We start from the raw sequence: 22,913 nt of genomic DNA, 5'->3' as shown, positions 1-22,913 counted from the left end.
CCGGCGCCCTGCTCCTCCGCCGGCGCCCCGCGCGCGCCAGCCGTCGCACGTGCCCGAGCGTGTGTATTAACTCGGGTCGTCCGGCTCTTCCGTGGCCTGCCGGTTGAGGCGGAGCGTGAGCCACTCGCATAGTGCCTCCTCGTCCTCCGCCACCCACCCGTCCAGCCTCATGCGCTCGACGAACGCCAACTTGAACGTCGGGACGATCTGCCACATCAGGTCCTTGGCGTCCTCGCTCAGGTAGACGTCCGCCTGCCCGCGCTCCGCGTCGAGCTCCACGCTCACCACGCGCCGCTCTCGGTCAACCTGGACCGTCGAGCCGGTCGCTGGCGCTTCGGGTAGCTCCACGACCTTCGACAGGGTGTGCCCGCCGTTTTCAAGGATCAGCCGCACGCGCATGGGCGGACGGTACCACGGGCTCCGCGCCACCCGTCAGCGCTCGCGACCGACGAAATGCCGAGCGGTTGGGCCGCCCTGCGCACGACGCACGTGGAGCATGGGCCCCCGCTTGGGGCTAGTGCTCAATTTTGAGCAACGGGCCATAGCGGCATTGGGTCCGGCCCCGAAGCCGTGCCTGTCGTCGCGCAGCCATGGAAGTGCCTGGAACCACATCGGCTCATGAGGACCTACGCTTGTTGCTAGGTTCGCGCGTCGGGATCCGGCTTCGTCCGAACGAGGACAGTTGTGCTCCCGTCACCCGGATGCTCTCGGCATCTCTTTCAAGCGCCTTGACCTTCGCCGCGTCGTTCGGCCCAGATTTTGCCCATCGCGCATGGCCCTCTAGCCTGTCGGCGATGGCACGGAGGATGGCATCCGTAGGGAATGCATCCAACAGGGCGTCGATGGTCTTCGAGAGATCGATCTCGCCCGGTGCCGCGCTGCCCTGTTGGTGGGTCACAGATTGCAAACGCTCGCGCAGTTCGGCCTCTCCTTCGACCTCCCATCCTGCCGCCCTCATGAACTCGAGGCGCGCTAGGTGCCTCTCGGGCGCCGCCAGGGACACGAGGTCGTGTTCGTCCTCCCGCAGATAGACGTCGGTCACGCCCAGTCTGGCGTTGAACGCCAGGTGGGAGACATGCCGCGAGCGGTCAGCTTCGAGGACCGAACCCACAGCGGGCATCCAGACCACGTCCACGAGCTTCGTCATGGCATGGCCACCGTTCTCTAGAATGAGCCTCACGAGCATGCGGGGAGCGTACCACGGTCCCGGCGCACTCCGGTGGCGCTCGCGCTCGACCGCGACCAAACGGCGCGTCCGCGGTCCGGCCGCGCGCCATTGGCTCCGGCTCACCCTGGTGCCATTCGAGCGTGAGGACCCGCTGGTGGTGCACGATGTCCAGCGGTGCGCCATGTCAATGAATCACGAACCTGTTCGACGGCATGACCAGGATGGTGGATGGCATGTTCTGCCTACTGCGATGTGAGATAAGATGCCCCTTGACTTCTGGAGCCCGTTTGCTCGCACTATCCGCCCGAGTTGGTCTCGCTCCGCCACGCGGCGATTCGACCCTGGCCAGGTCGTCGAATAGGATTGTGATTTCAATGAGAAGATCTGGAGAGGCAGGCGGTCATGGACGTCTATGAGGCAGTCAGGAGCCGGCGGGCGGTGCGCGGATTCACCGACCAGCCCGTCTCGAGGGAGGTGCTGGAGCGCGTGTTATCCGCAGCGGCTTGGTCGCCATCCGGGTCGAACCTCCAGCCGTGGACCATCTACGTGGTGACCGGCGCGCCGCTGGCTGAGCTCAAGAAGCTCGCCGTTGAGCGCGTGGCTGCAGGCGACCCGTGGGACGAGCGGGAGTACGAAATGTACCCGCCGGGAATGAAGCCCCCGTACAGAGAGCGCCGATCCGCCTTCGGCAGGGAGCGCTACGCCTCGCTCGGCATTGCTCGCGAGGACTGGGAGGCGCGGCAGAGGGCCGCGATCGCCAACTGGGACTGTTTCGGCGCGCCCGCCGCCCTGTTCTGCTACATCGACCGTGACCTGGGCCCGGCCCAGTGGGCCGACACCGGGATGTATCTGCAGACCGTCATGCTGCTGCTGCGCGCCGAAGCGCTGCACAGTTGCCCGCAGATGGCGTGGTCGCAGGTTCGCAAGACCGTCGCGCAGGTCCTGTCACCCCCGGACGGGCTCATCCTCTTCTGCGGCATGTCGATCGGCTACGAGGACCCCACGGTCGGTTACACCCGTACGGGCCGGGCGCCGCTCGACGAGACGGTCAAGTTCATCGACGGGTTCAGTTCGCGCTCTTCAGAGACGGGATACTAGAAGCCGAAGGTCGGATCCTTCTCGGAAGCGCCCTTGCCGGAGGGCGCCCCCTGGGAGGGCCGCCTGGCCGGGGGAGGCGCCTGCGGGCGCGCAGGCCTCGGCGTGGCCTTCGCGGCGCCAGGTGGGGGGACCGCAGATGGAGGGGCCGCCGAGGCGGAGGCCGCGCTGGTCGGGGCCGACGAAGCCGGCGTGGCGGGGACGGCGCTCGTGTCCGGGTGAGGCGGGGCAGGCACTTCCTCCACCTGTGTCGGCGGTGCAGCGGATGCCGGAGCGTCCGGCGGAGACGTCGCCGCAGGGGAAGCGGTGACGTCGGGAGCAGGCGAGCGAAGCAGGACGACGGCGGCGATCCCCAGGCCGACCACGAGCACGCTGGCAGCCACGGCGAGCACCGCCCGCGACGGGGCGCGACGATCCACGGGCGGGGACAGCGCGCCTCCCACGGCCTCCAGCGTGCCGCTGGCGGTCAGCGTGCCGCCCGCGGCCAGCGTGTCGCCCGCGCTCACCACGCCACCCGGGACCCGCGTGCGGTCCTCGACGACCGTCCCGCCCGCCGCCAGCGTGCCGCCGGCGGTCACCGCGTCGTCCAGGGCCACGGTGCCACCCCCGGCCGGCGCGACGCCGTGAACGTGCGCGACGCCGTGAGCCGGCGGGATGCCGAGAGCCTGCGCGATGCCGTGAGCCGGCGCGACGCCGTGAGCCGGCGCGCTGCCGAGAGCCTGCGCGACGTCATGCGCCGGCGCGCTGCCGAGAGCCTGAGCGACGCCATGCGCCGGCGCGCTGCCGAGAGCCTGCGCGACGCCATGAGCCGGCGCGACGCCGAGAGCCTGCGCCTCGGTCGAGTCCAGCGAGTCGCGCGAGTCCGGCACCGCCGTGCGTTGCACCGCCGCGGCGAACGCGCGGGCGAGCTCGCTCGCGCTCTGGAAGCGCTCCGCGGGCTCGCGCTTGAGCGCGCGCTCCAGGAAACGATCCAGCTCGGGCCAGAGGTTCGGCGCGAGCTGCGAGGCGACCGGGATGTCGCCCGTGCAGATCTCCACGAGCACGTCGCCGAGCTCTTCGCCGGGGAAGGGCAGCTGGCCCGTGAGGCACTGGAAGATGATCACGCCGAGCGACCAGAGATCGCTGCGGAAGTCGATCGTCTTGCTCCGGCGCACCTGCTCGGGGCTCATGTAGTGCGGCGAGCCGATGAGCGTGCCGGTCTTCGTCGCGTCGGCGGCCAGCCCGGTGCCGATCGCCTTGGCGACCCCGAAGTCGAGGATCTTGACGACCTCCTCGCCCTGCCGCGCGAGGAAGATGTTCGCCGGCTTGAGGTCGCGGTGGATGAGCCCCACCTCGTGCGCGCGGCGGAGCGCCTTGGACACCTGGCTCACGATGCCGACCAGCTCCTCCGGCTCGAGGCGCCCGTGGCGCGCGAGGTACGCCGCGAGGTCCTCTCCCTCGAGCAGCTCCATCGCGAGGTAGGGCGTGTCGCCCTCGAGGCCGTAGTCGTAGACGTGGACCACGTTGGGGGTCCGGAGCTGGGCCGAGGCCTTCGCCTCCCGCTCGAACCGCGCGCGCGCGACGGGGGAGTCGGCGTGCTGCGGCATCATGAACTTGAGCGCGACCTCGACGTCCAGCTGGAGGTGCCGGGCCACCCAGAGGAAGCCCATGGCGCCGCCCGCCAGCGGCCGCTCCAGGCGATACTTCCCACCGACGACGCTCCCCGCTTCAAGCGACAGCATGCGATCGAGCCTTCCGCGTCCCAGCGTCGTTCCGTTCGGGCCTCCGCGGTCTAGCAGAGGGCGGGCCCCATGTCGTGCTTCTTACAGCGGCCGGCATCTCGCCCCATCATGCCATGGGCGCGGCGATGCGACGAAGGCCGAGCGCGAGCGGGCTTCTGTCGCATCTTCTCCTTCCCCCCATCGGCAGGCTGCTCCCAGGCCCTCCGGGCGCTCCGCGGCATCGAGGCCAGGGGCGACGTCGCTGAAGAGGGAGAAGCTGTTCCCGCCCAGGTGGCCCAGGGCGCTGCTCCCGTGCATGCAATGTTGGTGAAATTTTCCGGCTATTCAGGCGTTCGGGGCCCGCGGATCGCCGACGTCGATGCAGCCCAGAGATAGGAGCGAGCTGCCGTACTCGTCCGTGACACGGGCCAGCGCGCTGCGTGCGCGGGAGCTCGATCCCCCGCGTCAAGGCCCACGTCTTCGACCGCCGCGTCCTTCGCGCTCTCCCGCTGTACGCGCACGCACACCCCGAACCTCCGCGCGATGAACTGCCACTCTCCTGTTCATCGATTCGCGCCCCCAACGCCGTGGCGGTGAAGCGCTGAAGATACGATTTCTAAATGACATCGATGCGGCGCATGTAATAGCCCCAATTCTTCTCCTCTCCCATACGCGACGCCGCCCTCCCTCATTTCGCAAAAACAGCACGACTCACACAAAGAATGGCTTGCTGGCGCGTCCGATGAATCCCATTCTCGTCGCCGCATCGATGCGCAGCAGATTCGATGCCTTCGCCAAAAGCGTCCTGCGCGAGACCCTCGGTCTCGTCGGCGGCGCCGACACTCAGGTCAAGGTCATCGCAACTTCCCAGACCATGGACATCCGGTACGTGCCCGATCCCGCCCGCGCCGCGTTGCGCGCAGAGCTCGGCCTGCTCGGCGAACTCGCGGCAGAGCCCTGCCAGTTCGAGCCCTTCCACGACACCCCCGGTTTGGCCGAGCTGCGCGGCTGCGTCCGCAAGCAGCTCCACTGGCATCACGAGCTCGAGCGCCGCGCCGGCGGCGCCGTGCCCTTCCCGCGGCTGTGCGTCCTCAGCAGCGGCCGGCCCGCCACCGTGCTCGATGCGTTCGGCTTCGACCCGGTGCCCGGGCGCCCCGGCCTGTACCGGGCCGCGCCGGGATGGCGGATCGACCTCGTTGTCATCGCCGAGCTGCCGCGCACCCGGGACACCCTGCTGCTGCGCCTGCTCGGCGCGCGCACCGTGCTCCGGGATGCCATCCGCGAGCTCGTCGCCCTGCCCGACGAGGCCTGGGAGCGGAGCGTTGCCCTGCCCTGGCTGGCACGATTGTGCGTCGAGACCCCGGCAGAGCCCTCGGCGCGCACCGCAGAAGACGCGGAAGAGGAGGAGATCGTGACGGAAGTTCAGCAATGGTTCGAGCAGCTCAAGCAGTCGCTACGCGACGAGGCGCGCAAGGAGGGCCTCCAGGAGGGCCGCAAGGAGGGGCAGCTCCGGGTGCTGGCGAGCCAGTTCGAGAAGAAGCTGGGCCGACCGCTGACCGAGATGGAGCACTCCGTGTTGGCTGAACGGTTCGAGCGTCTCGGCGCCGATCGCCTCGACGATGCCAGGCTGGCGCTCCCGCCCGAGGCGCTCGCTGCCTGGCTCGCGGACCCGACGGCGCGCTAGGACAGATCCGTCGTTCGCCGAGGGTGCCTGCGCTTCCGTCGCGGGTGCGCAGGTTCGCAGCGCGGGTCACCCGTGAGGGAACGCACCGGGCGCACGCCCTCGGCGCGTCGCGCGGGGGCGTAACTGCGGCGTCCGGTACTAAGCTGCGTGCGCCATGGTCGACGCTTCCCCCATCACCGCCGTCCTGGGCCCGACCAACACCGGCAAGACCCACCGCGCCATCGAGCGCATGCTCTCGCACGACTCGGGCATGATCGGCCTGCCGCTGCGCCTGCTCGCGCGCGAGGTCTACGACCGGGTGAGCACCCGGGTCGGCGAGGCCCGCGTCGCGCTCGTGACCGGCGAGGAGAAGCGCGTCCCCAGGCGGCCGGACTACTGGGTGTGCACCGTCGAGGCGATGCCGGTCGATCTGGAGGTCGACTTCCTGGCCATCGACGAGATCCAGCTCGCCGCGCACGACCAGCGCGGCCACGTGTTCACCGAGCGCCTGCTCCTCTCGCGCGGCCGGCGCGAGACCTGGTTCCTCGGCGCCGACACGATGCGGCCGCTCGTGGCCGAGCTCGTGCCGACCGCAAGCATCGTCCAGCACCCGCGCCTCTCGCGGCTCGCGAGCGCCGGGGCCGGCAAGCTCTCGCGCCTGCCGCCGCGCAGCGCCGTCGTCGCGTTCTCGACCCCGCAGGTCTACGAGATCGCCGAGCGGCTGCGCGCGCAGCGGGGCGGCGCGGCCGTGGTGCTCGGCGCGCTCTCGCCGCGCACCCGCAACGCGCAGGTCGCCCTCTTCCAGTCGGGTGAGGTCGACTACCTCGTCGCCACCGACGCGATCGGCATGGGGCTCAACCTCGACGTGCGCCACGTCGCGTTCGCGGCGCTCCGCAAGTTCGACGGACGCGACGTGCGCGACCTCGACCCCGCCGAGCTCGCGCAGATCGCCGGCCGCGCGGGCAGGCACCTCGCGGACGGGACCTTCGGCACCGTCGCGCCGCTCTCGCTCCCCGACGGCGTGGCCGCCGCGATCGAGGCGCACCGGTTCCCGCCGGTGCGGCGGCTGCTCTGGCGGAGCAGCGAGCTCGACATGAGCTCGATCGACGCGCTCCTCGCGTCGCTCCGTGCGCGCCCGCGCGCCCGCTCGCTGAGGCTCGTCGACGACGCGGAGGACACGGCCGCGCTGGCGAGGCTCGCCGAGGACCCGGAGGTGCGAGCGCGCGCGCGGGGTGAAGAGGCGGTGAGGCTCCTCTGGGAGGTCTGCCGCATCCCCGACTTCCGCAAGCTCCTGTTCGAGTCGCACGTCGCGCTCCTCGCCGAGATCTACGGGCAGCTCTCGGGCCCGAGCGCGGCGCTCGACGCCGGCTGGATGGCCGCCCGGGTGGCCGAGATCGACGAGGTGGGCGGCGACATCGACACGCTGATCACGCGGATCGCGTCGATCAGGACGTGGACGTACATCTCGAACCACGCGCGCTGGGTCCGCGACGCGGCGGCGTGGCAGGAGCGCACGCGGGCGATCGAGGATCGCCTGAGCGACGCGCTCCACGAGCGGCTCGTGCAGCGCTTCGTCGAGCGGGGCGGCGGGGCGGCGCGCCGCTCGCGGGCGGCGTCGGGCGCGCGGTCGTCGCCGGGCGCGCCCTCGACGCAGCGGCGCGCGGAGGCCGAGCCGCCGGCGGTGCCGGAGGGGCACCCGTTCGCGCCGATCGCGGCGCTCCGGGCCCGGCTCGCGCCGGGGCCCGCGGCGCCCGCGCCCGAGGACGACCGGGCGCGCTGGGTCGAGGAGCTCGTCGGGGCGCCGCACGAGCGGTTCTCGGTCGACGTGGGCGGGCGGATCTTCGACGGCGAGCGGCTGCTCGGGCAGCTCGCGCGCGGCCCGACGCTGCTCCTGCCCGACGTGCGGCTCGCCGCGCTCGAGGACCTCGGCGCGGGGGCGCGGTCGCGCGTGCTCCGGCGGCTCGTGGCGTTCGCGCGCGATCTCGTCGAGGCGCTGCTCGCGCCGCTGCGCTCGCCCGAGGTGCGCGCGCTCCCGGCCGCGGCGCGGGGGATCGTCTACCAGCTGGAGCAGGGGCTCGGGACGGCGGCGGCGCGCGACGCGGAGGAGCAGGTCGCCGAGCTCGCGCCGGAGGGCCGGGCGCTGCTCGCGGCGCGCGGCATCGAGGTGGGCGAGCGCGTGCTCTACGTGCAGCCGCTGCTCCGGCGCGGCGCGCTCGAGCGCCGCCTCGCGCTGTGCGCCGCCTGGTTCGACCGCGGCCGGGTGCCCGCGTGCCCGGCGCCCGGCGCGGTGTCGATGGCGGTCGCGCGTGGCGTGGATCCGAAGGCCTACGCGGCGATCGGCTACCCGGTGTTCGGGACGCGGGCGCTCCGCGCGGACGTGGCGGAGCGGGTGCTCCGGGCGCTCGCGAGCGGCGAGCCGGCGGAGCGGCTCTCGGGCTGGATGGGGTGCTCCGCGCGGGAGGCGCCGCGCGTCGCGGCGTCGCTGCTGGGGTAGGGAGAAGGGGCCGGCGCTCACCCGACGTCGAGGTCAAGCGCAGAGCGCAGCGGATTCCCGGCGAGGTGCCGCCCAGCGCCCCGAGGACGCCAAGAAAAGCACGAAAATCCTGGCGTCTTGTGGCGGCTTGGCGGTTCTATCCTTCCGGCAGGGTCGGCGAATCCCCGCACCCATTCGTCTTGTTGGTTGACCAGGATGTTTCGCTGCCCTGGGCACCCGGCCCACAACTGTGGCGGTCCCCGCGCCCTCCTTAAAAAACGAGGCGATTCTCATGTCCGAATTGTCGTCCAAGAGCGTGAGCCAGGAGCTGACGAACGCCGTCAGACCGGCGGCCATCGTCGTCATCTCGCTCTATATCGCGGCGCAGCTCATCAGCCAGATAGCAAGCCTCAAGATCGGCGTCGTCTTCTCGCTGGCCGTGGATATGGGGACCTTCATCTATCCCCTTACCTTCACCTTGCGGGACATGGTCCACAAGACCATCGGCAAGCGCGGCGCCCAGACGCTGATCCTTTGCGCCGGCGGGGTCAATCTCCTGATGGCCCTCTATCTCCTCTGGGCCGCACAGGTGCCGTCCGACCCGTCCTGGGGGCTCGGCGAGCAGTTCTCGGCGATCCTGAGCCCGGTGTGGCGAATCGTGTTCGCGAGCATCGTCGCGGAGGTCGTGAGCGAGCTGCTGGACACCGAAATTTTCCATCGGGTCCGCGAGGCCTATTTGAGAAAAGCGGGCCCCAGGCGCCAGTGGCTCGCGGTCCTCGCGAGCAACGCGGTCAGCGTCCCGGTCGACAACCTGCTGTTTTGCTTCGGCGCCTTTGCCTTCGTGCTGCCGTTCGAGGTGATCCGGCAGATCTTCGCCATCAACCTCGCGACCAAGTTCGCCATGACCCTGATAAGCCTGCCGGGCATCTATCTCGTCCCCGACAAGAAGAGCGAGGACGCCCCCCAGGCTTAAGAGGTAGGCCGCTGCTCAGGGCTTGCAGTAATCTTTGGCCGTCTGGACGGCGGCGACGGTGACCTTCACCGCCTTCGCGCTGCCGGAGATGACGTACTCGGACGCCCCGTAGATGTCCGCGCCCGGCGCCCAGTTGTACGAGTAGCCCAGCCTGGTCCAGGGGAAGCCCGTGGGCGTCTGACCCTTCTCCGGCACTTGCCACGACGACATCGCATGGTTCGTGAACCACCTGTAGTAGTCGGCCGGCGCCAGCTTGGGCTGCTTTTCAGGCAGCGTCGTCCCGTTGCAGGAGTCGGTGTCGACGCGGGCGTCCGTGCACGGGCGGAAGATGCTCGCGGCCGGCACCCCCGAGAACGTGACGAACTGCCGCTCCATCGTGTCCGCGGGGAGCGGCGGCTGCGGGGCTGACATGCCGAGGACCTGGTGGATCTGGAGCACCACATCGCCTGTCCACGTCTTGCACTTGTTCTGGAGCTCGCCGTTGCTCGTGACCCACACGTCCCACTTCACGTTCACGGGCTGCTGCGCCACGTAGGCGCCGCACTTGTTCGGTCCGCCGTCGCCCCGGCAGCCGGCCCAGGTGGTCACGGTGTAGGTGCCGTTCGCGTCGGGCTTGAGCGGCACGAGCTTGCGCGCGGCAGAGGGCGTGACGACGGCGGACTTGAAGATCGCCTCGCTGTAGAGCGCATCGAGATCCACCAGCGCGGGGGCCGCCGGGCCGGGCGCGGCTGTCGTCGGCGCGGCCGATGTCGCCGGCGCGGTCGGGGTCGGGGCGGGGCTCGCCGCAGGGGCCGCGGGCTCCGGGCTGGGTGCTGGGGCAATGGCCGCGGCGGGAGGCCGAGCCCCCGACTCCGTGACGCACGCTCCGAGCGGGAGCAGGAACAGGCTTGTCATGGCCGCCGTCGCGGCGCGTGAGGATCGGATCATCTTCGCGGCTTCTCCTTGGTTGCCGGACAACACTATCCGACCTGCGGCGCCGGCTACAGCCCCACGCTCTTCAGGACCGATGGTCGAGGGCGGCGCGGGTCGGATGCTCTCGACGCGTGCAAAGCCGGCACGGCCGTGCCACGTTAGGCGACCGCGACGCAGAGCTCGATGCTGAGGCCCCCGCGCACAACAGGCCACGTCCTCACCCTGATGCTCCTCCTCGTGGTCGCGCCGGCCCAGGTCGAGGCGGGGGATGGCGCGCCAATCCCACCGGCCGTCTCCGCGACAGGCGGAGCGCCGGCGACCGCGGCGCCACCCACCAAGGATGTCTCCACAGGGCGCCGCGCCGTCGCCGCGGCCGGCGCGGCGTTCCCCGGGGTCATCGCCCACGGCACCGGGCACCTCATCCTGGGTGAGCCGGGCACGGGCTGGACCCTCCTGGCGCTCGAGGGCGCGGGGGCCGGCCTCGCCGCCGGCGGGCTCGCGGGCGCGGCCGCCTCAGGGGCCTCGCGGCGCGTCATCGCGCCGATCGTGCTCACCACCGTGACGGGTGTGGGCCTGTTCGGGATCTCCCTTCTTGCGGACCTCTATGGCGTGCTCGCCCCGGAGGGCGGCACCGGCAGCCCTCCTTCGTCGCTGCCCTGGGTCGAGACGCAGCTCGGATTCGCCTACGTTTATGACCCCACGTTCGCGTACCGCACGTTCCTCGTGCCGGGCATGGATCTGCGACTGAGCTCCCTCCGCCTCTCGGGCTCCGGCTGGTTTGCCTTGAACGACGACAATGCGCGCCTCCGCGTCGAGGCCGCGCATCGCTTCATCGGCCCCCGCACGCCGGACGGCCCGCGCGCGGCGGACGGCTCGTTCCTCGAGATCGAGGGCGCGCTCACCCATCACCGCTACACCTCCGACGACTTCTCGATCACCACCGGCGAGGTCAGCCTCGAGGGCCGGCTCGATTTCGCCCACCTCGGGCGCACGCTGCGGGGCTCATTCGCGGAGATGGGCTGGGGGATCGCGGTCGAGGGCTACCGCCACGGCCGCCGCCCGCTCGAGGGGAACGAGCTCTTGATTCCCCGCTTCGCCTTCGGCGCGTACCTCGGGCACACGGGGTATCCGCGCGGCGAGGCCAAGGTGGTTTACGACCACCGGCACGACGGCTATGTCGGCGGCGCGAAGCTCCCCGGCCTCGGCAGCGGCGTCCCGGGCCATTTCGGCGTGGAGGGCCGGCTCCATGCCTCGCCCCGCTGGGGCCTGCTCGCCCGGCAAGATTGCGCAGGTCGCCGTGGTTCGCGTCGATTGAACCGGATCGCTTCGCTGTCCGAGCCGATCGTCATCGCAGGCGATCTTCGCGCTGGTTGTCCGGGTGGTCCGCCCTCGTCGCGCCGCGGTCGTAGCCCTCGTCCGTCAGCCCCTTGCGGTAACCGAGATCGATGAGCCAGCGCAGGAGCCTCGGGAAAGCGCCGGCGCCGCTGCCGAGGAGGCGAATCATCGCCGCCTTCGCGCCGCCGCCCTTGTTGAGCGCAAGGTGCTGGGTCGCCAGCGCCATCAGATCGGGGACGGCGCCCGCGTCGACGTCGACGTCGGCGGAGCGTTGCCAGATCTTCGACCGCTGAAGGGCCTCGTTCGCCAGGAGCTCCGCGCGCGCTACGCGGATGACGAGCGCGGCCTGCGGCGGTTTTCCGGCGAGCGCCATGGTCGACAGGAGCGCCGGATCGTCGGTGACGTACGCCGTGCCGCTCACGTGGAGAACGTCGTCGCACCCAGGAACCACGGCAGCGAGGGAGACCTTGTCGCACGTCACCACGTTGTGGAACGTATCGGTCCGCCGGTTTCCCCGGCGATCGGGGATGACGAGCGTCTCGTGGTCGAGGATCCGCAAGAAGCCCGGGAAATCTCCTCGCGGGCTCGTATCGCCCGAGCCCGCGGCGTCCCACGACGAGAGGACGGCAAAGGGGCTCGATGCGAGGAATCGAGCGACGCTCGGATCGCCGAGGGGTCCGCCTTCGCTTTCGTGGCGCGCGCCATCACGCGGCGATGGCGGCTCGGCGGCGGCGGCGGCGCGAGCGCGCGGCCCCTCCCAGAGGCGGGATCGGAGGATGCTCCTCGCGCAGTGCACGAAGGCCTCTTCGACGGTGACGACGATCCGGCCGCCGCGTCGCTCGGCCACGGAGCCATTGAGCCGAAGGGCCTCGCCGATCCCCGGCACGAGGAAGACGAACGAGGCGCCGCTGCCGGACTTCGGCGTCGGGTGTCGCGCCGGTAGCTCGAACCGGACGCGCTTCGGCGATTCCACGTGCGCGAAGCCCCGGGCGCCTCCGACGAAGGTGCTGCGCCAGCCTCCCTGTTCGTCACGAAAACCGAAGCCGGCGACCGGAGCACTGGCGAGGACGCGCCGACATCCATCGTCCAGGGCGCCGATCTGCTTCATGCGCACGGCCGGGATCGGGGCGCCGACGATCGCCTCGATCTGCTGCGCGGTCATCACCTTCCGCATCGAAGAGCCTCCGCTTTCCTGCCCGCCGAAGAGCGGTATCCCGGGCTCCGGCACGGCCGCCGGAGCGCGCAGAGGAACCATCGCAGCCGGCGACCTTGACCGCATTCCGAGATGAGGACATTTTGTTTCGCAATCCGGCCATGGGTTCGAAGCGAAAGCAGCGTCCCGCGTCGCCCGTGTCATCAACGGCATCGCCGGCGTCGGCCTCGCCCTCCGCCGGCTCCACCACGAAAGGCTCGTCGGCCCCGCCCGCGTCGCCGTCGATCGGCTCCCCCGGGTGGACCTTTCATGGCGACGTCCGGATCGCGAACGCGCCACGCGCATCGGCGGCCGAGGCGATGGAGTCGCTCTCGCATCGCTTCGCGCGCGAGGATCGTGGCGAGTGGCGAAGCACGCTCGCCCGGCCCGCCTGCGCCGTCGGCCTGAGCATGGTCACCGGCGGGCTGGAGAGCGAGTTCCACAGCCATCGCGAGTCACAGCTGTTCTTCCTCGAGCGCGGCGAGGTCACGTGCGAGGCGTCGAACGCGCTGTGGATCGTCCCGCCGCGTTCGGCGCTGTGGATCCCCGCCAGCGTGCTCCACAAGATACGAGGGCGCGCGCCGCTCGAGGGCTACGGCGTCTTCATGGAGCCGGACGTGGCTCCCGATCTGCCGGCCGAGTGCTGCGCCGTCTCGGTCACGCCGCTCTTTCGCGAGCTGCTCGTCCGTCTCGCGGCGCGCCCCGCGCTGTACGACCTCGACGGGCCGGATGCGCGGCTCGTGGCCGTCCTGTTCGACGAGCTGGCGGCGGCGACGATCGAGAAGCATCGCCTGCCGATGCCGGCCGATCAGCGCCTCCGAAAGCTGGTCGACGCGATGGCGGAGAACCCCGCCGACGGCGCGACGATGGGCACGTGGGCCCGCCGGATCGGCGTCGGCGAACGTACCCTCAACCGGCTGCTCGTCCGGGAGACCGGCCTCAGCTTCGGTCGCTGGCGCCAGCAGCTCCACATCGTTCTGGCCCTCCAGCGGCTCTCGCGCGGAGCGAGCGTGCAGAGCGTCGCGAGCGACCTCGGCTACGAGAGCGCGAGCAGCTTCGTCACCATGTTCCGCAAGGCCCTCGGCGCGTCGCCGGCGCGGTACATGGCCCGTCGTCTCGGTCCGTCAACGCTGCACCAGAGAGCTCAGCCATGACTCGATGTCCCGCGTCGGCGGGTAGCTGTCTTGCTCTCGCTCGCGATCGCCGCCGATCGAGAGCCTGAACATCGGGCACTCTTCATCCGGCGGAAAGACCTTCTTCTGCACGACGACCCCGGTCCGCCTATCGAACACGGTGGCCTCGGTCTCCTTGAACCGGATCGTCAGCTCGGGGAGCGGCTCGCCCGCACGGTCCTTGTACCCGGTGCACGTCTTTCGGCCCTTGATCTCCGGGAGCCGGCGCGTGATGGCGACCAGATCGACGTCTTGCAGCAGGACCGCCTGGCCGAAGATCTTCATGGAAGCCGTCTCGAGGAGGAGCACGCTGCTCAGATCGCTCTCCTGCTTCGGCTCGCCTTCGAAGACGACCGGACCATTCTTGACCCGATCGAGCACCGACAGGACGGACATGGCGGCGTCGGCCTGGCGCAGCTCGATGGAAGCTGCCTGTCCGGAGGGGAGCTCGATCTCGAGCTTCCCCTTGGGCCCTAGCAGGGTATCGCGGTACCTGGCGACTGGAACCCTTCCGAGCTGGCCCTCGACATTGTCGAGCTTGATGATGTCATAGATGTTGCTCTCGATGCGCCCGCTCTTCTCCCCGACCTTCCACCGGGTGCCTTCCGGGAAGCCGTGGAAGGTGATCTGGTAAGTGCCCTCGAAGATGGCGACCTCGCCGTGGAGCGCTTCGTCGGACTTGACGACGAATTTGCGCTCGTTCGACCACTCAAGCTCGAGCGGGCCGCGGAACGGTCTGGGGACCCGCGCGCCCCGCGGGGCGAGCACGGCGATGCTCACGAGCACGGCGATCGCGATGGCGACCCCGAGGAGGATCGCCGCGGACGTGCGTCTCGGCGCCACAGCGGGGCGAGGCGCGGCGACGGGCGGGCCGGGCGGGACTGCGCGCTGCAGCTCTGGGCGCTGCAGCTCGTTGTGTGTTCCGCAGTAGCGGCACACGATCGTGCGGCTGCCCGGCGGGGCCTCCAGCGGCGCGATGCATCGCTGGCAGTGGTAAACGTTGACGGGGCTCATCGGCTGCAAGCTCCCCCAGGAACGCGAGGGCACGTGGACACTCCACGCGCGGGTCCCACGCTGGAGCCGAAACGTGAACGAGTGAAAGTGAACAAGTGAAAAGGACGAGGACGAGGACGAGTACGAGCTCGTGGGCGATCCCTACATCATCGCATCTTCCTCGCCCAGGCTTCGCATTGTTCTGACTTGACAAATGAGCAGTATCGCGCAAAAGTTCGACCTGGCATGTGTCCACCTTGACAGGTGAGCAGTACTGCGCAAAAGTTCGACCGGGTACGCCTGCGCCCGCACGGAAAAGAGGAGATGACGATGCCCATGATCGGACGACAGTGCACGCGCGACGGCAGGACGGTCTGCCTTCGGATGAGTCAGACCGGGCTGCCGGTGAATCAAGAGGAGCGCGGGCTCACGCTCGTGTACGGGTGGGCGAGCGAAGAGCGCCGCGCGCAGGGGATCCCCGCGTCGATCCAGGGAGTCGAGCTCCGCACCGACGCGGGCAAGGTCCTCGCGTTCGATTTCTGCCCGTTCTGCGGCGAGAAGTTCGCGGGGAGCACGAACAGCGTCCGAGCGCCCGTCGCGCGGCGCACCGCTCCGGAAGGCGCCCGCGCCGAGCAGCCGGCGGCGGTCGAGCGCGCACAGCGGCCCGGGCGCGCGGTCGAGGCCGTGCCTCCCACCCCTCCGAGCGCACCGGCGCGCGCGCAAGGGGCGGCGGACTCGACGACGCTCAAGGTGCTTCGCGAGAAGCTCGGGCTCTCGCAGGCCGAGCTCGGCGAAAAGCTCGGCCTCGCGCGCAGCTCGGTCGCCAACTACGAAAACGGGCGGTCACCGCTGTCGCAGCGGCTCCGCAAGTGGGTCGCAAAGCACGAAGCGAAGCTCAACGACGGCGGAAACGGTGCATCTAACCGCCGGAGCGCGGCCGCCTAGAGCGGCGGTCACCCGCTTCGGATACGGGCCCACCTCGGCGTTTTCGGTGCTCAGCGCACGGGAGTGCGCTTGCGCGCCGAAAACGCCGATCTGGGCCCGTCTCCTGTGCGGGTGACCGTCGCTCTGCTCTGCTCTGCTCTGCACGTCGCAGAGGGGGGCGGAAATAGAAGGTCACCGGGCCGGCGCTCGACGCGTCGGGGCGCTCTCGCCGCGACAAGCGCCTTGCGCGGCGGTAGAGTGGCCGCCCTTCCCCCGGAGGCGACGATCGATGATGACAGCCCTGCTCCGTTCCGCGCTCGCGCTGGGTACCCTGCTCCTGGCCGTCGCGGGGTGCGAGGAGAAGACGACGGCTACGGCGCCCGATGCGAGCGCGGAAGGCCGGGTCGCGAAGCTCTCCGTTGCGTCCTATGACCCCACGCGGGAGCTTTACCAGGAGCTCAATCCGGCGTTCGAGCGGTGGTACAAGCAGACGACGGGCAAGGACGTGGACGTGGAGACCGATCACGGCCCGTCGGGCAAGCAGGCGCGCGACATCGCGGCCGGCAAGGAGACGGACGTCGCCGCCCTGTCGGTCGACTTCGACATCGACACCATCGCCAAGGCGGGCCTGCTCCCCACGACCTGGCGGGAGCGCCTGCCGAACGGCTCGGTGCCGTACTCGTCCGCCGTCATCTTCCTTGTCCGCAAGGGCAACCCGAAGCAGGTGAAGGGCTGGGAAGACCTCGCGCGACCCGAGGTCACGGCGCTGTGCCCGGATCCGAAGACCGGCGGCGGGGCACGGTGGATCTACCTGTCGACCTGGGCGCACGCGGAGCGCAAGGCGAAGGCCGAGGGGCGCGCGGACGCGGAGGCCGCGGCGCGCGAGTTCACGGCGAAGGTCTATGACGACGCCATCCTCGACCCGGCCATGCGCGGCTCGTCGACCCGCTTCATCGTACAGAACACGGGCGACGTCCTCTTCGGCTGGGAGAACGAGATCCTCCAGATCGCGGCCGATCCGGCCACGGCCGACAAGTTCGAGGTCGTCATCCCCTCGGACTCGATCACGATCGAGGTCCCCCTCGCGGTCGTCGACAAGGTCGCCGAGCGGCACGGGGTCAAGGACGTCGCCGAGGCGTACGTCCAGTTCCACTTCTCCGACGAGGGCCAGGAGCTCATCGCGAAGCGCTACAACCGCCCGTACAGCGAGGCGATCGCGAAGAAGCACGCGGAGCGGCTCAGGCCCCTCTCGCTGTTCCGGTTCAAGGACCATTTCAGCGACTGGCCGACCGTGATGAACGCCCACTTCAGCCAGGGGGCCGAGCTCGACAAGATGCGGAAGAAGTGATGTCGCGCCGCGCGCGCGTGCTCCCCGGGCTCTCGCTCTCGCTGGGCGTCACGGTGCTCTACCTGAGCCTCGTGGTCCTCTTGCCGCTCTCCGCGCTGTTCCTGAAGACGGGGGAGCTCGGGTGGGAGCGGTTCTTCGGGGTGATCACGAGCGGCTGGGTCGCCGCGGCCGTGCGGTTCACGCTGGGCGCCTCGCTCGTCGCCGCGCTCCTCAACGTCGTCGTCGGCCTGCTCATCGCGTGGGTGCTCGGCCGGTACACGTTCCCGTTCGCGCGCGTGATCGACGCGGTGATCGACCTGCCCTTCGCGCTGCCCACGGCCGTGGCCGGCATCGCGCTCTCCACGCTGTACGCCGAGAGCGGTCTGCTCGGCGGGTGGCTCGCCGGCCTGGGTTTCCGGTATCCGTGGCCCGCGTGGCGGGGGTTCGCGGACGGGGGCGGGGGGCGCGGATGGCCTATCGAGTGGACTGTGTACGACAGGATCTCCCTGGCGCCGCTCGGGGTGGTGATCGCGATGGCCTTCGTCGGGCTGCCGTTCGTCGTGCGCACGGTGCAGCCGGTGATCGAGGACCTGAGCCGGGACGTCGAGGAGGCGGCGGCCACGCTCGGCGCCGGCCGGTTCCAGATCTTCCGCGCCGTCGTCTTGCCCGAGCTCGCGCCGGCGCTCCTCACGGGGTTCGCGCTGGCGCTCGCGCGCGGCCTCGGCGAGTACGGGTCGGTGATCTTCATCTCGGGCAACCGGCCGGACACCGAGATCGCGTCCCAGGTGATCATCAAGATGATCGAGGTGAACGAGACGGGCACCTACGCCGACGCGACGGCGGTCGCGGTCCTGCTCCTCGCGGCGTCCTTCGCGCTCCTCCTCGCGATCAACCTGCTCCAGCGCGCCGCCGCGCGCGCCCACGCAGGCAGGGCGGCGGGCTGACCGCCCGCGGCCGGCGGACCCGAGGCACGAGATGCTCGCCGCGCGCTCCCGGGCAGGCAAGGCATTCTCCGCCGAGGGCGCCGGCGCGCGCCGGCTGCTGATCGGCCTGTGCGTGGCGCTCGTCGGCGTGTTCCTCGTCCTCCCGCTGGGGGTGGTGTTCTGGCACGCCTTCAGCGAGGGGCTGCGCGCCTACGGACAGGCGGTCTTCGACCGCGCGACGTTCCACGCGGTGAAGCTCACGCTCTTCACAACGGCCATCGCGGTCCCGCTCAACACGCTCTTCGGCGTCGCGGCGGCGTGGGCCGTCGCCAAGTTCGAGTTCCGGGGCAAGAGCCTGCTCGTCACGCTGATCGATCTGCCGTTCTCGACCTCGCCGGTGGTCGCCGGCCTCTGCTTCGTCCTGCTCTTCGGGGCGAACGGGTTCTTCGGCGCGTTCGTGAACAGGACCTACGCGGTGAGCCTCGGGTTCACGAGCCTCGAGGTCTCCACCCGGATCATCTTCGCCCTTCCCGGCATCGTGCTCGCCACGGTGTTCATCACGTTCCCGTTCGTCGCGCGAGAGCTCATCCCGCTGATGCAGGCCCAGGGGACCGAGGAGGAGCAGGTCGCCCGCGTCCTCGGCGCGAACGGATGGCAGATCTTCTGGCGCGTCACGCTGCCCAACATCCGCTGGGGCCTCCTGTATGGCGTCATCCTGTGCACGGCCAGGGCGATGGGCGAGTTCGGCGCCGTCTACGTGGTCTCGTCGGGCTCGTCCGATCAGGTGACGCTGCCGCTCCACGTGGAGCGCGTCTACTACGCCAACATGGTCCGCGTGGTGCCCGCGTTCGCCGTCGCCAGCCTCCTCGCCGGCGTGTCGGTGATCACGCTGGGCGTGAAGGCGGCTGTGGAGTGGCGGTTCAAGGGCGAGCTGAAGAAGACGGACCGCGGCTAGCGGTCCCGACGCCGGCGAGGCCCGTCCACCAGCCGCTCGAGAGGGCGAGCGCGATCCAGCCCTGCAGGTTGGCCCGCAGCTGCGCTGCTTCCGCCGCCGTGCAGCCCTGCTCGACGGCGGCAAGCGCCTGCCCGAACGAGAGCTCCCGGCAGCGCTCGAGCAGGCGGGCGAACAGCGGATCCACCGAGGTCATGGTCGTGCCGGCGACGCTCCGGGCGAAGACCCACGCGCGGGTGGACGCGTGGCGATGCCTCGCGTCCAGGGGGCGCTCTTCCAGATCGCCCAGGTCGCCCCCCGCGAGCCGCGAGAAGCGCGCGAGGTCCCAGTCCTCGTGGGTCAGCGTGAAGGACACAGCGAAGCGCAGCCGCGCCTCGGCCAGCGTGGCGAGCTCCTCCGGCGCCGGCCGCCAGAGGCCCTCGAACGGCGACTCGAAGGCGCGCCGCTCCGCCTCGTCCATGTGCAGCGCCTGGCGGACCATCGCGAGCGGCGCCCCGGAGAGCTCGATCCGCCGGCGCCACGCGTCGTCGTGCCCGCGCGCCGGGCGCCCCGGCGGGCGACCGTGGCGCGCGCCGTCAGGGCCGCGCAGCGCGCCGCGGAGCCGCTCGGCGAACCCGCTGGACGCCGAGTCGAGGTCCGCGTGCCGGGGCGGGCACGCGGCGAGGTGCAGCGCGGCCAGGTGGTTGAAATGCCAATAGCTCATCGCCCGCGATACGCGGGGGAAGCTCGTTTGCAGCGCGGTGAACAGCCGCATCCAGTACTGGCGGTGATAGATCGCGAGCCGCTCCGCCGGCGCGAGGCCCCCGGGGCCGCCCTTCACCTGCGCCACGAGCCCCGCGGGATACCGCTCCTGCCGCTCCCGGAAGCGGCCCTCGCTCGCGTCGAGCGGCGCGCGGAGGACGGCGGTGAAGTCGCGCTGGAGCTCCCGCAGCCAGCCCGGAGGATCTCCACCTCTCGGGCTCATGACGATCGCACCTGCCGCGCTTTGTCGAGCTCCGCGAGCGCGATGTGCAAGGGCGGGATCTCCGCGTCCCACTCGAGGAGCGTCGGGAAAGGGCCGCCCCGGCGCCACGCCTCCTCGTAGAGAGACCATACCTCGTCGCACACCGGACGATCGTGGGTGTCGTGCCGCAGGCCCGAGGGCAAGACCTGGTGTCCGGCCAGGTGGACCTGCAAGACCCGGTGCCAGGGCACGCCGTCGAGGTACTCGCGCGGATCGAACCCGTGGTTCTCGCTGGAGACAAAGACGTTGTTGATGTCCAGCATGCACCAGCAGCCGGACTCCTCGACCACGCGGCGATAGAACTCCCACTCGGGCATCGTGTCGCGCTCCCAGGCGACGTAGGAAGACAGGTTCTCGATCCCGAAGGGCACACCGAGGGCCTCCTGGACCTCGAACGCCCGGCCGGCGGCGTACGGGATCAGCTCCGGATCGTACGGCGCCGGCAGGAGGTCGTGGTGCGTCACGCCCTCGAACGCCGTCCAGCAGAGGTGATCCGTGAAATAGGGGATCCGGAGCTCCTGGATCAGGTCCTTGAGCCGGGACAGGTGATCCCGGTCGAGGGGGGCTTCGCCGAGCAGGTTCAGCGAGACGCCGTGGGCGACGATCGGAGTCCGCTCGGCGATGCGCCGGAGCCGCTCCCGGGGCAGGGGAGACGCGCCAAGGTAGTTCTCCGCGATGATCTCGAAGAACCCCACCGGGGGCCGGAGCTGCTCGATCGCGTCGTAGTGCGGCGGGCGCAGCCCGAGGCCGAGCGCGCCTCGCGGGAGCGCACGCGCCATGGACGCCTGGCTGCCGGCCGGGCCTCGCGGCGCGCTCATCGGTTGCTCAGGGGCTCGGCTCGATGGGGTCGGCCGGCGCCAGCGGGTCGAAGCTCTTGCCCTCGGGCGTCAGGGTGCGCAGGTAGGCGATCAGCCGATCGATCTCGGCGAGCGAGAGCAGGTGGTATGCGCCGGGCATGTTCGAGTAGGCATAGCCTTCCGGGTGGACGCCGTCGATCCCGAACGCGATGATGGACTGCAGGTAGAGATCCGAGCGGCGCTCCCAGAACTCGGCGACGTAGGTGGCCATGTCCTCGGTGGGCCGCACCTTCACGCCGAACGAGCCCGCCGAGCCGGAGTGGCAGTGGTCGCACGTCGCCGCCTTGAACGCCGCGGGGCCGTCTCGATCCTGATCCTCGGCGGTCTCCACGCAGCTCCAGCCCGAGCATCCGTTCATGGCGCGGCAGGTATGCTCGTAAAGCTCGTTCCAGGACTGGTAGACCATGCCCCGGCAGCTGTTCGAGTGGCTGCAGGATGAATTGATCTGGACCACGCCGGGGCGCGCGGGGCCCGTCAGCGACGCGGACCTGGCGCACGCCGCGGCGAACTCGGCGAGCGAGATCTGGCCGTCGCCGTCCTCGTCCATGAGGTCGATCGCGTCCACCAGGTCGGGCTCCGGGCCGCCGTTCCACACGAGCGTCTTGACCGGCGCGTCGGACTGATCGCAGTTGGAGTCGACGCCATCGAGATTCCGCTCCTCGGCGTCGGGGTGGACGGTGTTGTTGAAGTCGTCGCAGTCGCCTTCGCGCGGGGTGAAGCCGTCCCTGTCGTGGTCGCTGTCCTCGTCATCCACCGGCTCGCCGCCGCCGCCCGCGCCAGAGCCGGTCCCGGCGGGCTCCTCGCCGCCTCCGCCGCCGGTCCCGGCGGGAGACTCGCCGCCTCCGCCGCCGGTTCCAGCCGGCGTCACAGCCTCGTCGTCGCCGCAGCCTGGAGCGAAGGCGGCGAAGCTGGCGAGCGCCAGCGCAAGCAAGGTGGATCTCGGCGATTGGGTCATGGTGGTCGTCGTGCCTCCGAAGGAACGCGCAGGGCCCTCTTGCTGCTTGCCCGGCGCACGACCCGTGGCACGGCCGCCGTGCGCGGAATATGCGGCAAGTTGTCGCGGGCCCGTCGTCGACCGGGCGGATCGTCGCTGCACAGGCTCGCGCCCCGCGTGGATGGGCCTCGCCGCCGCCGGCATGGCGGCGTTGAGCGGCGCGGCGACGTCGTTCCTGCTGGCGGCCGTCTTCGTCACGATCGTCGACCGCTGGTACATCGCGTTCGAGGAGCGGCGGCTGCGCGCCCGGTTCGGCGCCGCTTACGAGAGCTACGCCCAATCGACGCGGCGCTGGGTATGACGGCGCGCGCCGCCGGGCAGCCATCCATCGCCGAGCGCAGGAATGCGGCGCCGGATTCGAGCGCAGCGGCCGAATAGAAGGAAGCAAAAGAGGTTGCGAGCGCAGAAAGAACGAGGCGAGTATCGCCGGATGACAGGCATGCTTCGCGATGGGCTGTGGATCGGTTGTGCAGCAGCCGTGGTGCTCACGGTGGCACCGGCGAGCGCCATACAGCCCGCGTCCGAGGCCTCGCCTGCGCCCGCTGCGCCGCTGAGCGGTCCGGCCGCCGCGCCGCCTGCGCCGGCTCCGGGCGGCGCCGCGGCAGCGACCCTTCAGCCACCGACGGCGCCAGGCGACGGGGGCGCGCCACCCGCCGGGGTTGCGCCGATCGGAGCTCCCCTGGCGCCTGCGCGGTGGACGACGAGCCCGGGTCCCTGGCAGCCCGGGAGCGCTCCTGGTCGCGAGCGATCCGAGCCGAAGCGCACCTGGTACGGCTGGCAGCACCTCCTCGTGCTCAGCGGGACCGTTGTGCTCGGGCCCCTCGCTGCCATCACAGAGAACGAGGTGTTCGGCTGGATGGCCGCCGGCTCCGTCGTGTTCGGCGGCCCGGTCACCCACTGGGCCAACGGCCACCTCGGCATGGGCTTCGTCAGCCTCGGCCTCAACGCCGGCGGCACGATCGGCGGCGGCCTGGTCGGCGTGGCCATCGGCAGCGCCTCGGAGTCCGGCGACTGGGGCGCGCTCGGGGGCCTGTTCATCGGCGGCAGCCTCGGGCTGATCACGGCCAACATCCTCGACGTCGCGCTCCTCGAGTACGAGGAGCAGTCCACGGCGGCCGAGACCTACGAGTACATCCGCCTCCGCCCGCCGCGGCTCCGGCTGGCGCCGCACGTCGCCCTTGCGCCGGGCGGCACCACCTTCGGCCTCCGCGGCGCCTTCTGAGGGGGCGGCGCCGGGCGCGCGCCTCGGGCGGCGCT

Annotated in this window: 21 protein-coding genes; 12 read left to right on the top strand and 9 right to left on the bottom strand. The window is 70.9% G+C overall.

What is annotated here, in order from left to right:
• Positions 1–66: 66 nt before the first annotated feature.
• Complete coding sequence (locus tag WMF45_RS42585) at positions 67–399, bottom strand: hypothetical protein (RefSeq protein WP_437712165.1); 333 nt, start codon at positions 397–399, stop codon at positions 67–69.
• Between the two features lie 217 nt (positions 400–616).
• Entirely contained in the window at positions 617–1,147 is a 531-nt protein-coding gene (locus WMF45_RS42580) for a hypothetical protein (protein WP_437712163.1), read from the bottom strand.
• 423 nt (positions 1,148–1,570) lie between these two features.
• Between WMF45_RS42580 and WMF45_RS42575 the strand changes: the two genes are divergently transcribed.
• Positions 1,571–2,266, top strand: a complete 696-nt coding sequence (locus WMF45_RS42575) for a nitroreductase family protein (protein ID WP_437712161.1) — start codon at positions 1,571–1,573, stop codon at positions 2,264–2,266.
• On the opposite strand, the gene WMF45_RS42570 is transcribed toward WMF45_RS42575, so the two are convergent.
• Positions 2,263–3,984: a protein kinase domain-containing protein gene (locus tag WMF45_RS42570; RefSeq protein WP_437712159.1), complete on the bottom strand. Its 1,722-nt coding sequence runs from the start codon at positions 3,982–3,984 to the stop codon at positions 2,263–2,265. The genes WMF45_RS42575 and WMF45_RS42570 overlap by 4 nt on opposite strands.
• 721 nt (positions 3,985–4,705) lie before the next feature.
• Here WMF45_RS42570 and WMF45_RS42565 point away from each other — a divergent pair.
• From WMF45_RS42565 to WMF45_RS42555, 3 genes are all read left to right on the top strand, one after another.
• Positions 4,706–5,647, top strand: a complete 942-nt coding sequence (locus WMF45_RS42565) for a hypothetical protein (RefSeq protein ID WP_437712157.1) — start codon at positions 4,706–4,708, stop codon at positions 5,645–5,647.
• A gap of 154 nt (positions 5,648–5,801) precedes the next feature.
• Positions 5,802–8,120: a helicase-related protein gene (locus WMF45_RS42560; RefSeq protein ID WP_437712155.1), complete on the top strand. Its 2,319-nt coding sequence runs from the start codon at positions 5,802–5,804 to the stop codon at positions 8,118–8,120.
• Positions 8,121–8,415: 295 nt separating this feature from the next.
• A complete protein-coding gene (locus WMF45_RS42555) occupies positions 8,416–9,072 on the top strand; it encodes a queuosine precursor transporter (protein ID WP_437712153.1) in 657 nt (218 codons plus the stop codon).
• A 15-nt stretch (positions 9,073–9,087) separates the two neighbouring features.
• On the opposite strand, the gene WMF45_RS42550 is transcribed toward WMF45_RS42555, so the two are convergent.
• A complete protein-coding gene (locus WMF45_RS42550) occupies positions 9,088–9,999 on the bottom strand; it encodes a hypothetical protein (RefSeq protein ID WP_437712151.1) in 912 nt (303 codons plus the stop codon).
• A gap of 168 nt (positions 10,000–10,167) precedes the next feature.
• On the opposite strand from WMF45_RS42550, the gene WMF45_RS42545 reads away from it, so the two are divergent.
• Positions 10,168–11,433 carry a hypothetical protein gene (locus tag WMF45_RS42545; protein WP_437712149.1) on the top strand — a complete coding sequence of 422 codons (1,266 nt, stop codon included), beginning with the start codon at positions 10,168–10,170 and terminating at the stop codon, positions 11,431–11,433.
• Here the strand turns inward: WMF45_RS42545 and WMF45_RS42540 are convergent.
• Positions 11,330–12,493, bottom strand: coding sequence for a pyridoxamine 5'-phosphate oxidase family protein (locus tag WMF45_RS42540; protein WP_437712147.1), 1,164 nt, complete (start codon positions 12,491–12,493; stop codon positions 11,330–11,332). The two genes, WMF45_RS42545 and WMF45_RS42540, sit on opposite strands and share 104 nt — an antisense overlap.
• A 338-nt stretch (positions 12,494–12,831) precedes the next feature.
• On the opposite strand from WMF45_RS42540, the gene WMF45_RS42535 reads away from it, so the two are divergent.
• The gene (locus tag WMF45_RS42535; RefSeq protein ID WP_437719634.1) at positions 12,832–13,665 is read left to right on the top strand and encodes an AraC family transcriptional regulator; all 834 of its coding nucleotides are present in this window, start codon (positions 12,832–12,834) and stop codon (positions 13,663–13,665) included.
• Here the strand turns inward: WMF45_RS42535 and WMF45_RS42530 are convergent.
• Positions 13,636–14,697 (bottom strand): hypothetical protein, encoded by a 1,062-nt coding sequence (locus WMF45_RS42530; RefSeq protein ID WP_437712145.1) that lies wholly within the window; start codon positions 14,695–14,697, stop codon positions 13,636–13,638. The genes WMF45_RS42535 and WMF45_RS42530 overlap by 30 nt on opposite strands.
• 309 nt (positions 14,698–15,006) lie before the next feature.
• On the opposite strand from WMF45_RS42530, the gene WMF45_RS42525 reads away from it, so the two are divergent.
• The 4 genes from WMF45_RS42525 (at position 15,007) to cysW (ending at position 18,805) form a co-directional block, all read left to right on the top strand.
• Positions 15,007–15,621 carry a helix-turn-helix domain-containing protein gene (locus tag WMF45_RS42525; protein WP_437712143.1) on the top strand — a complete coding sequence of 205 codons (615 nt, stop codon included), beginning with the start codon at positions 15,007–15,009 and terminating at the stop codon, positions 15,619–15,621.
• Positions 15,622–15,889: 268 nt separating this feature from the next.
• Positions 15,890–16,948 (top strand): sulfate ABC transporter substrate-binding protein, encoded by a 1,059-nt coding sequence (locus tag WMF45_RS42520; protein ID WP_437712141.1) that lies wholly within the window; start codon positions 15,890–15,892, stop codon positions 16,946–16,948.
• Entirely contained in the window at positions 16,948–17,871 is a 924-nt protein-coding gene (locus WMF45_RS42515; protein ID WP_437712139.1) for an ABC transporter permease subunit, read from the top strand. Before WMF45_RS42520 ends, WMF45_RS42515 begins: the two co-directional genes overlap by 1 nt.
• Before the next feature lie 31 nt (positions 17,872–17,902).
• A complete protein-coding gene (cysW, locus tag WMF45_RS42510) occupies positions 17,903–18,805 on the top strand; it encodes a sulfate ABC transporter permease subunit CysW (RefSeq protein ID WP_437712137.1) in 903 nt (300 codons plus the stop codon).
• Here cysW and WMF45_RS42505 read toward each other — a convergent pair.
• From WMF45_RS42505 to WMF45_RS42495, 3 genes are read right to left on the bottom strand one after another with little or no spacing between them, the layout of a single operon-like run.
• Positions 18,771–19,766, bottom strand: coding sequence for an HvfC/BufC N-terminal domain-containing protein (locus WMF45_RS42505; RefSeq protein WP_437712135.1), 996 nt, complete (start codon positions 19,764–19,766; stop codon positions 18,771–18,773). The two genes, cysW and WMF45_RS42505, sit on opposite strands and share 35 nt — an antisense overlap.
• The gene (locus tag WMF45_RS42500) at positions 19,763–20,623 is read right to left on the bottom strand and encodes a DUF692 domain-containing protein (protein ID WP_437712133.1); all 861 of its coding nucleotides are present in this window, start codon (positions 20,621–20,623) and stop codon (positions 19,763–19,765) included. Before WMF45_RS42500 ends, WMF45_RS42505 begins: the two co-directional genes overlap by 4 nt.
• 7 nt (positions 20,624–20,630) lie before the next feature.
• A complete protein-coding gene (locus WMF45_RS42495) occupies positions 20,631–21,617 on the bottom strand; it encodes a MopE-related protein (RefSeq protein WP_437712131.1) in 987 nt (328 codons plus the stop codon).
• A gap of 160 nt (positions 21,618–21,777) precedes the next feature.
• Here WMF45_RS42495 and WMF45_RS42490 point away from each other — a divergent pair, with 160 nt between their 5' ends.
• Positions 21,778–21,957, top strand: coding sequence for a methyltransferase family protein (locus WMF45_RS42490; RefSeq protein WP_437712129.1), 180 nt, complete (start codon positions 21,778–21,780; stop codon positions 21,955–21,957).
• 129 nt (positions 21,958–22,086) lie between these two features.
• Positions 22,087–22,878: a hypothetical protein gene (locus WMF45_RS42485; RefSeq protein WP_437712127.1), complete on the top strand. Its 792-nt coding sequence runs from the start codon at positions 22,087–22,089 to the stop codon at positions 22,876–22,878.
• Positions 22,879–22,913 lie beyond the last annotated feature (35 nt).

Source organism: Sorangium sp. So ce448 (assembly GCF_051520915.1).
Taxonomy (GTDB): Bacteria; Myxococcota_A; Polyangia; order Polyangiales; family Polyangiaceae; genus Sorangium; species Sorangium cellulosum_B.
Note: the sequence above shows the minus strand (reverse complement) of the source record. Positions and strands in the feature narration are given on the sequence as shown.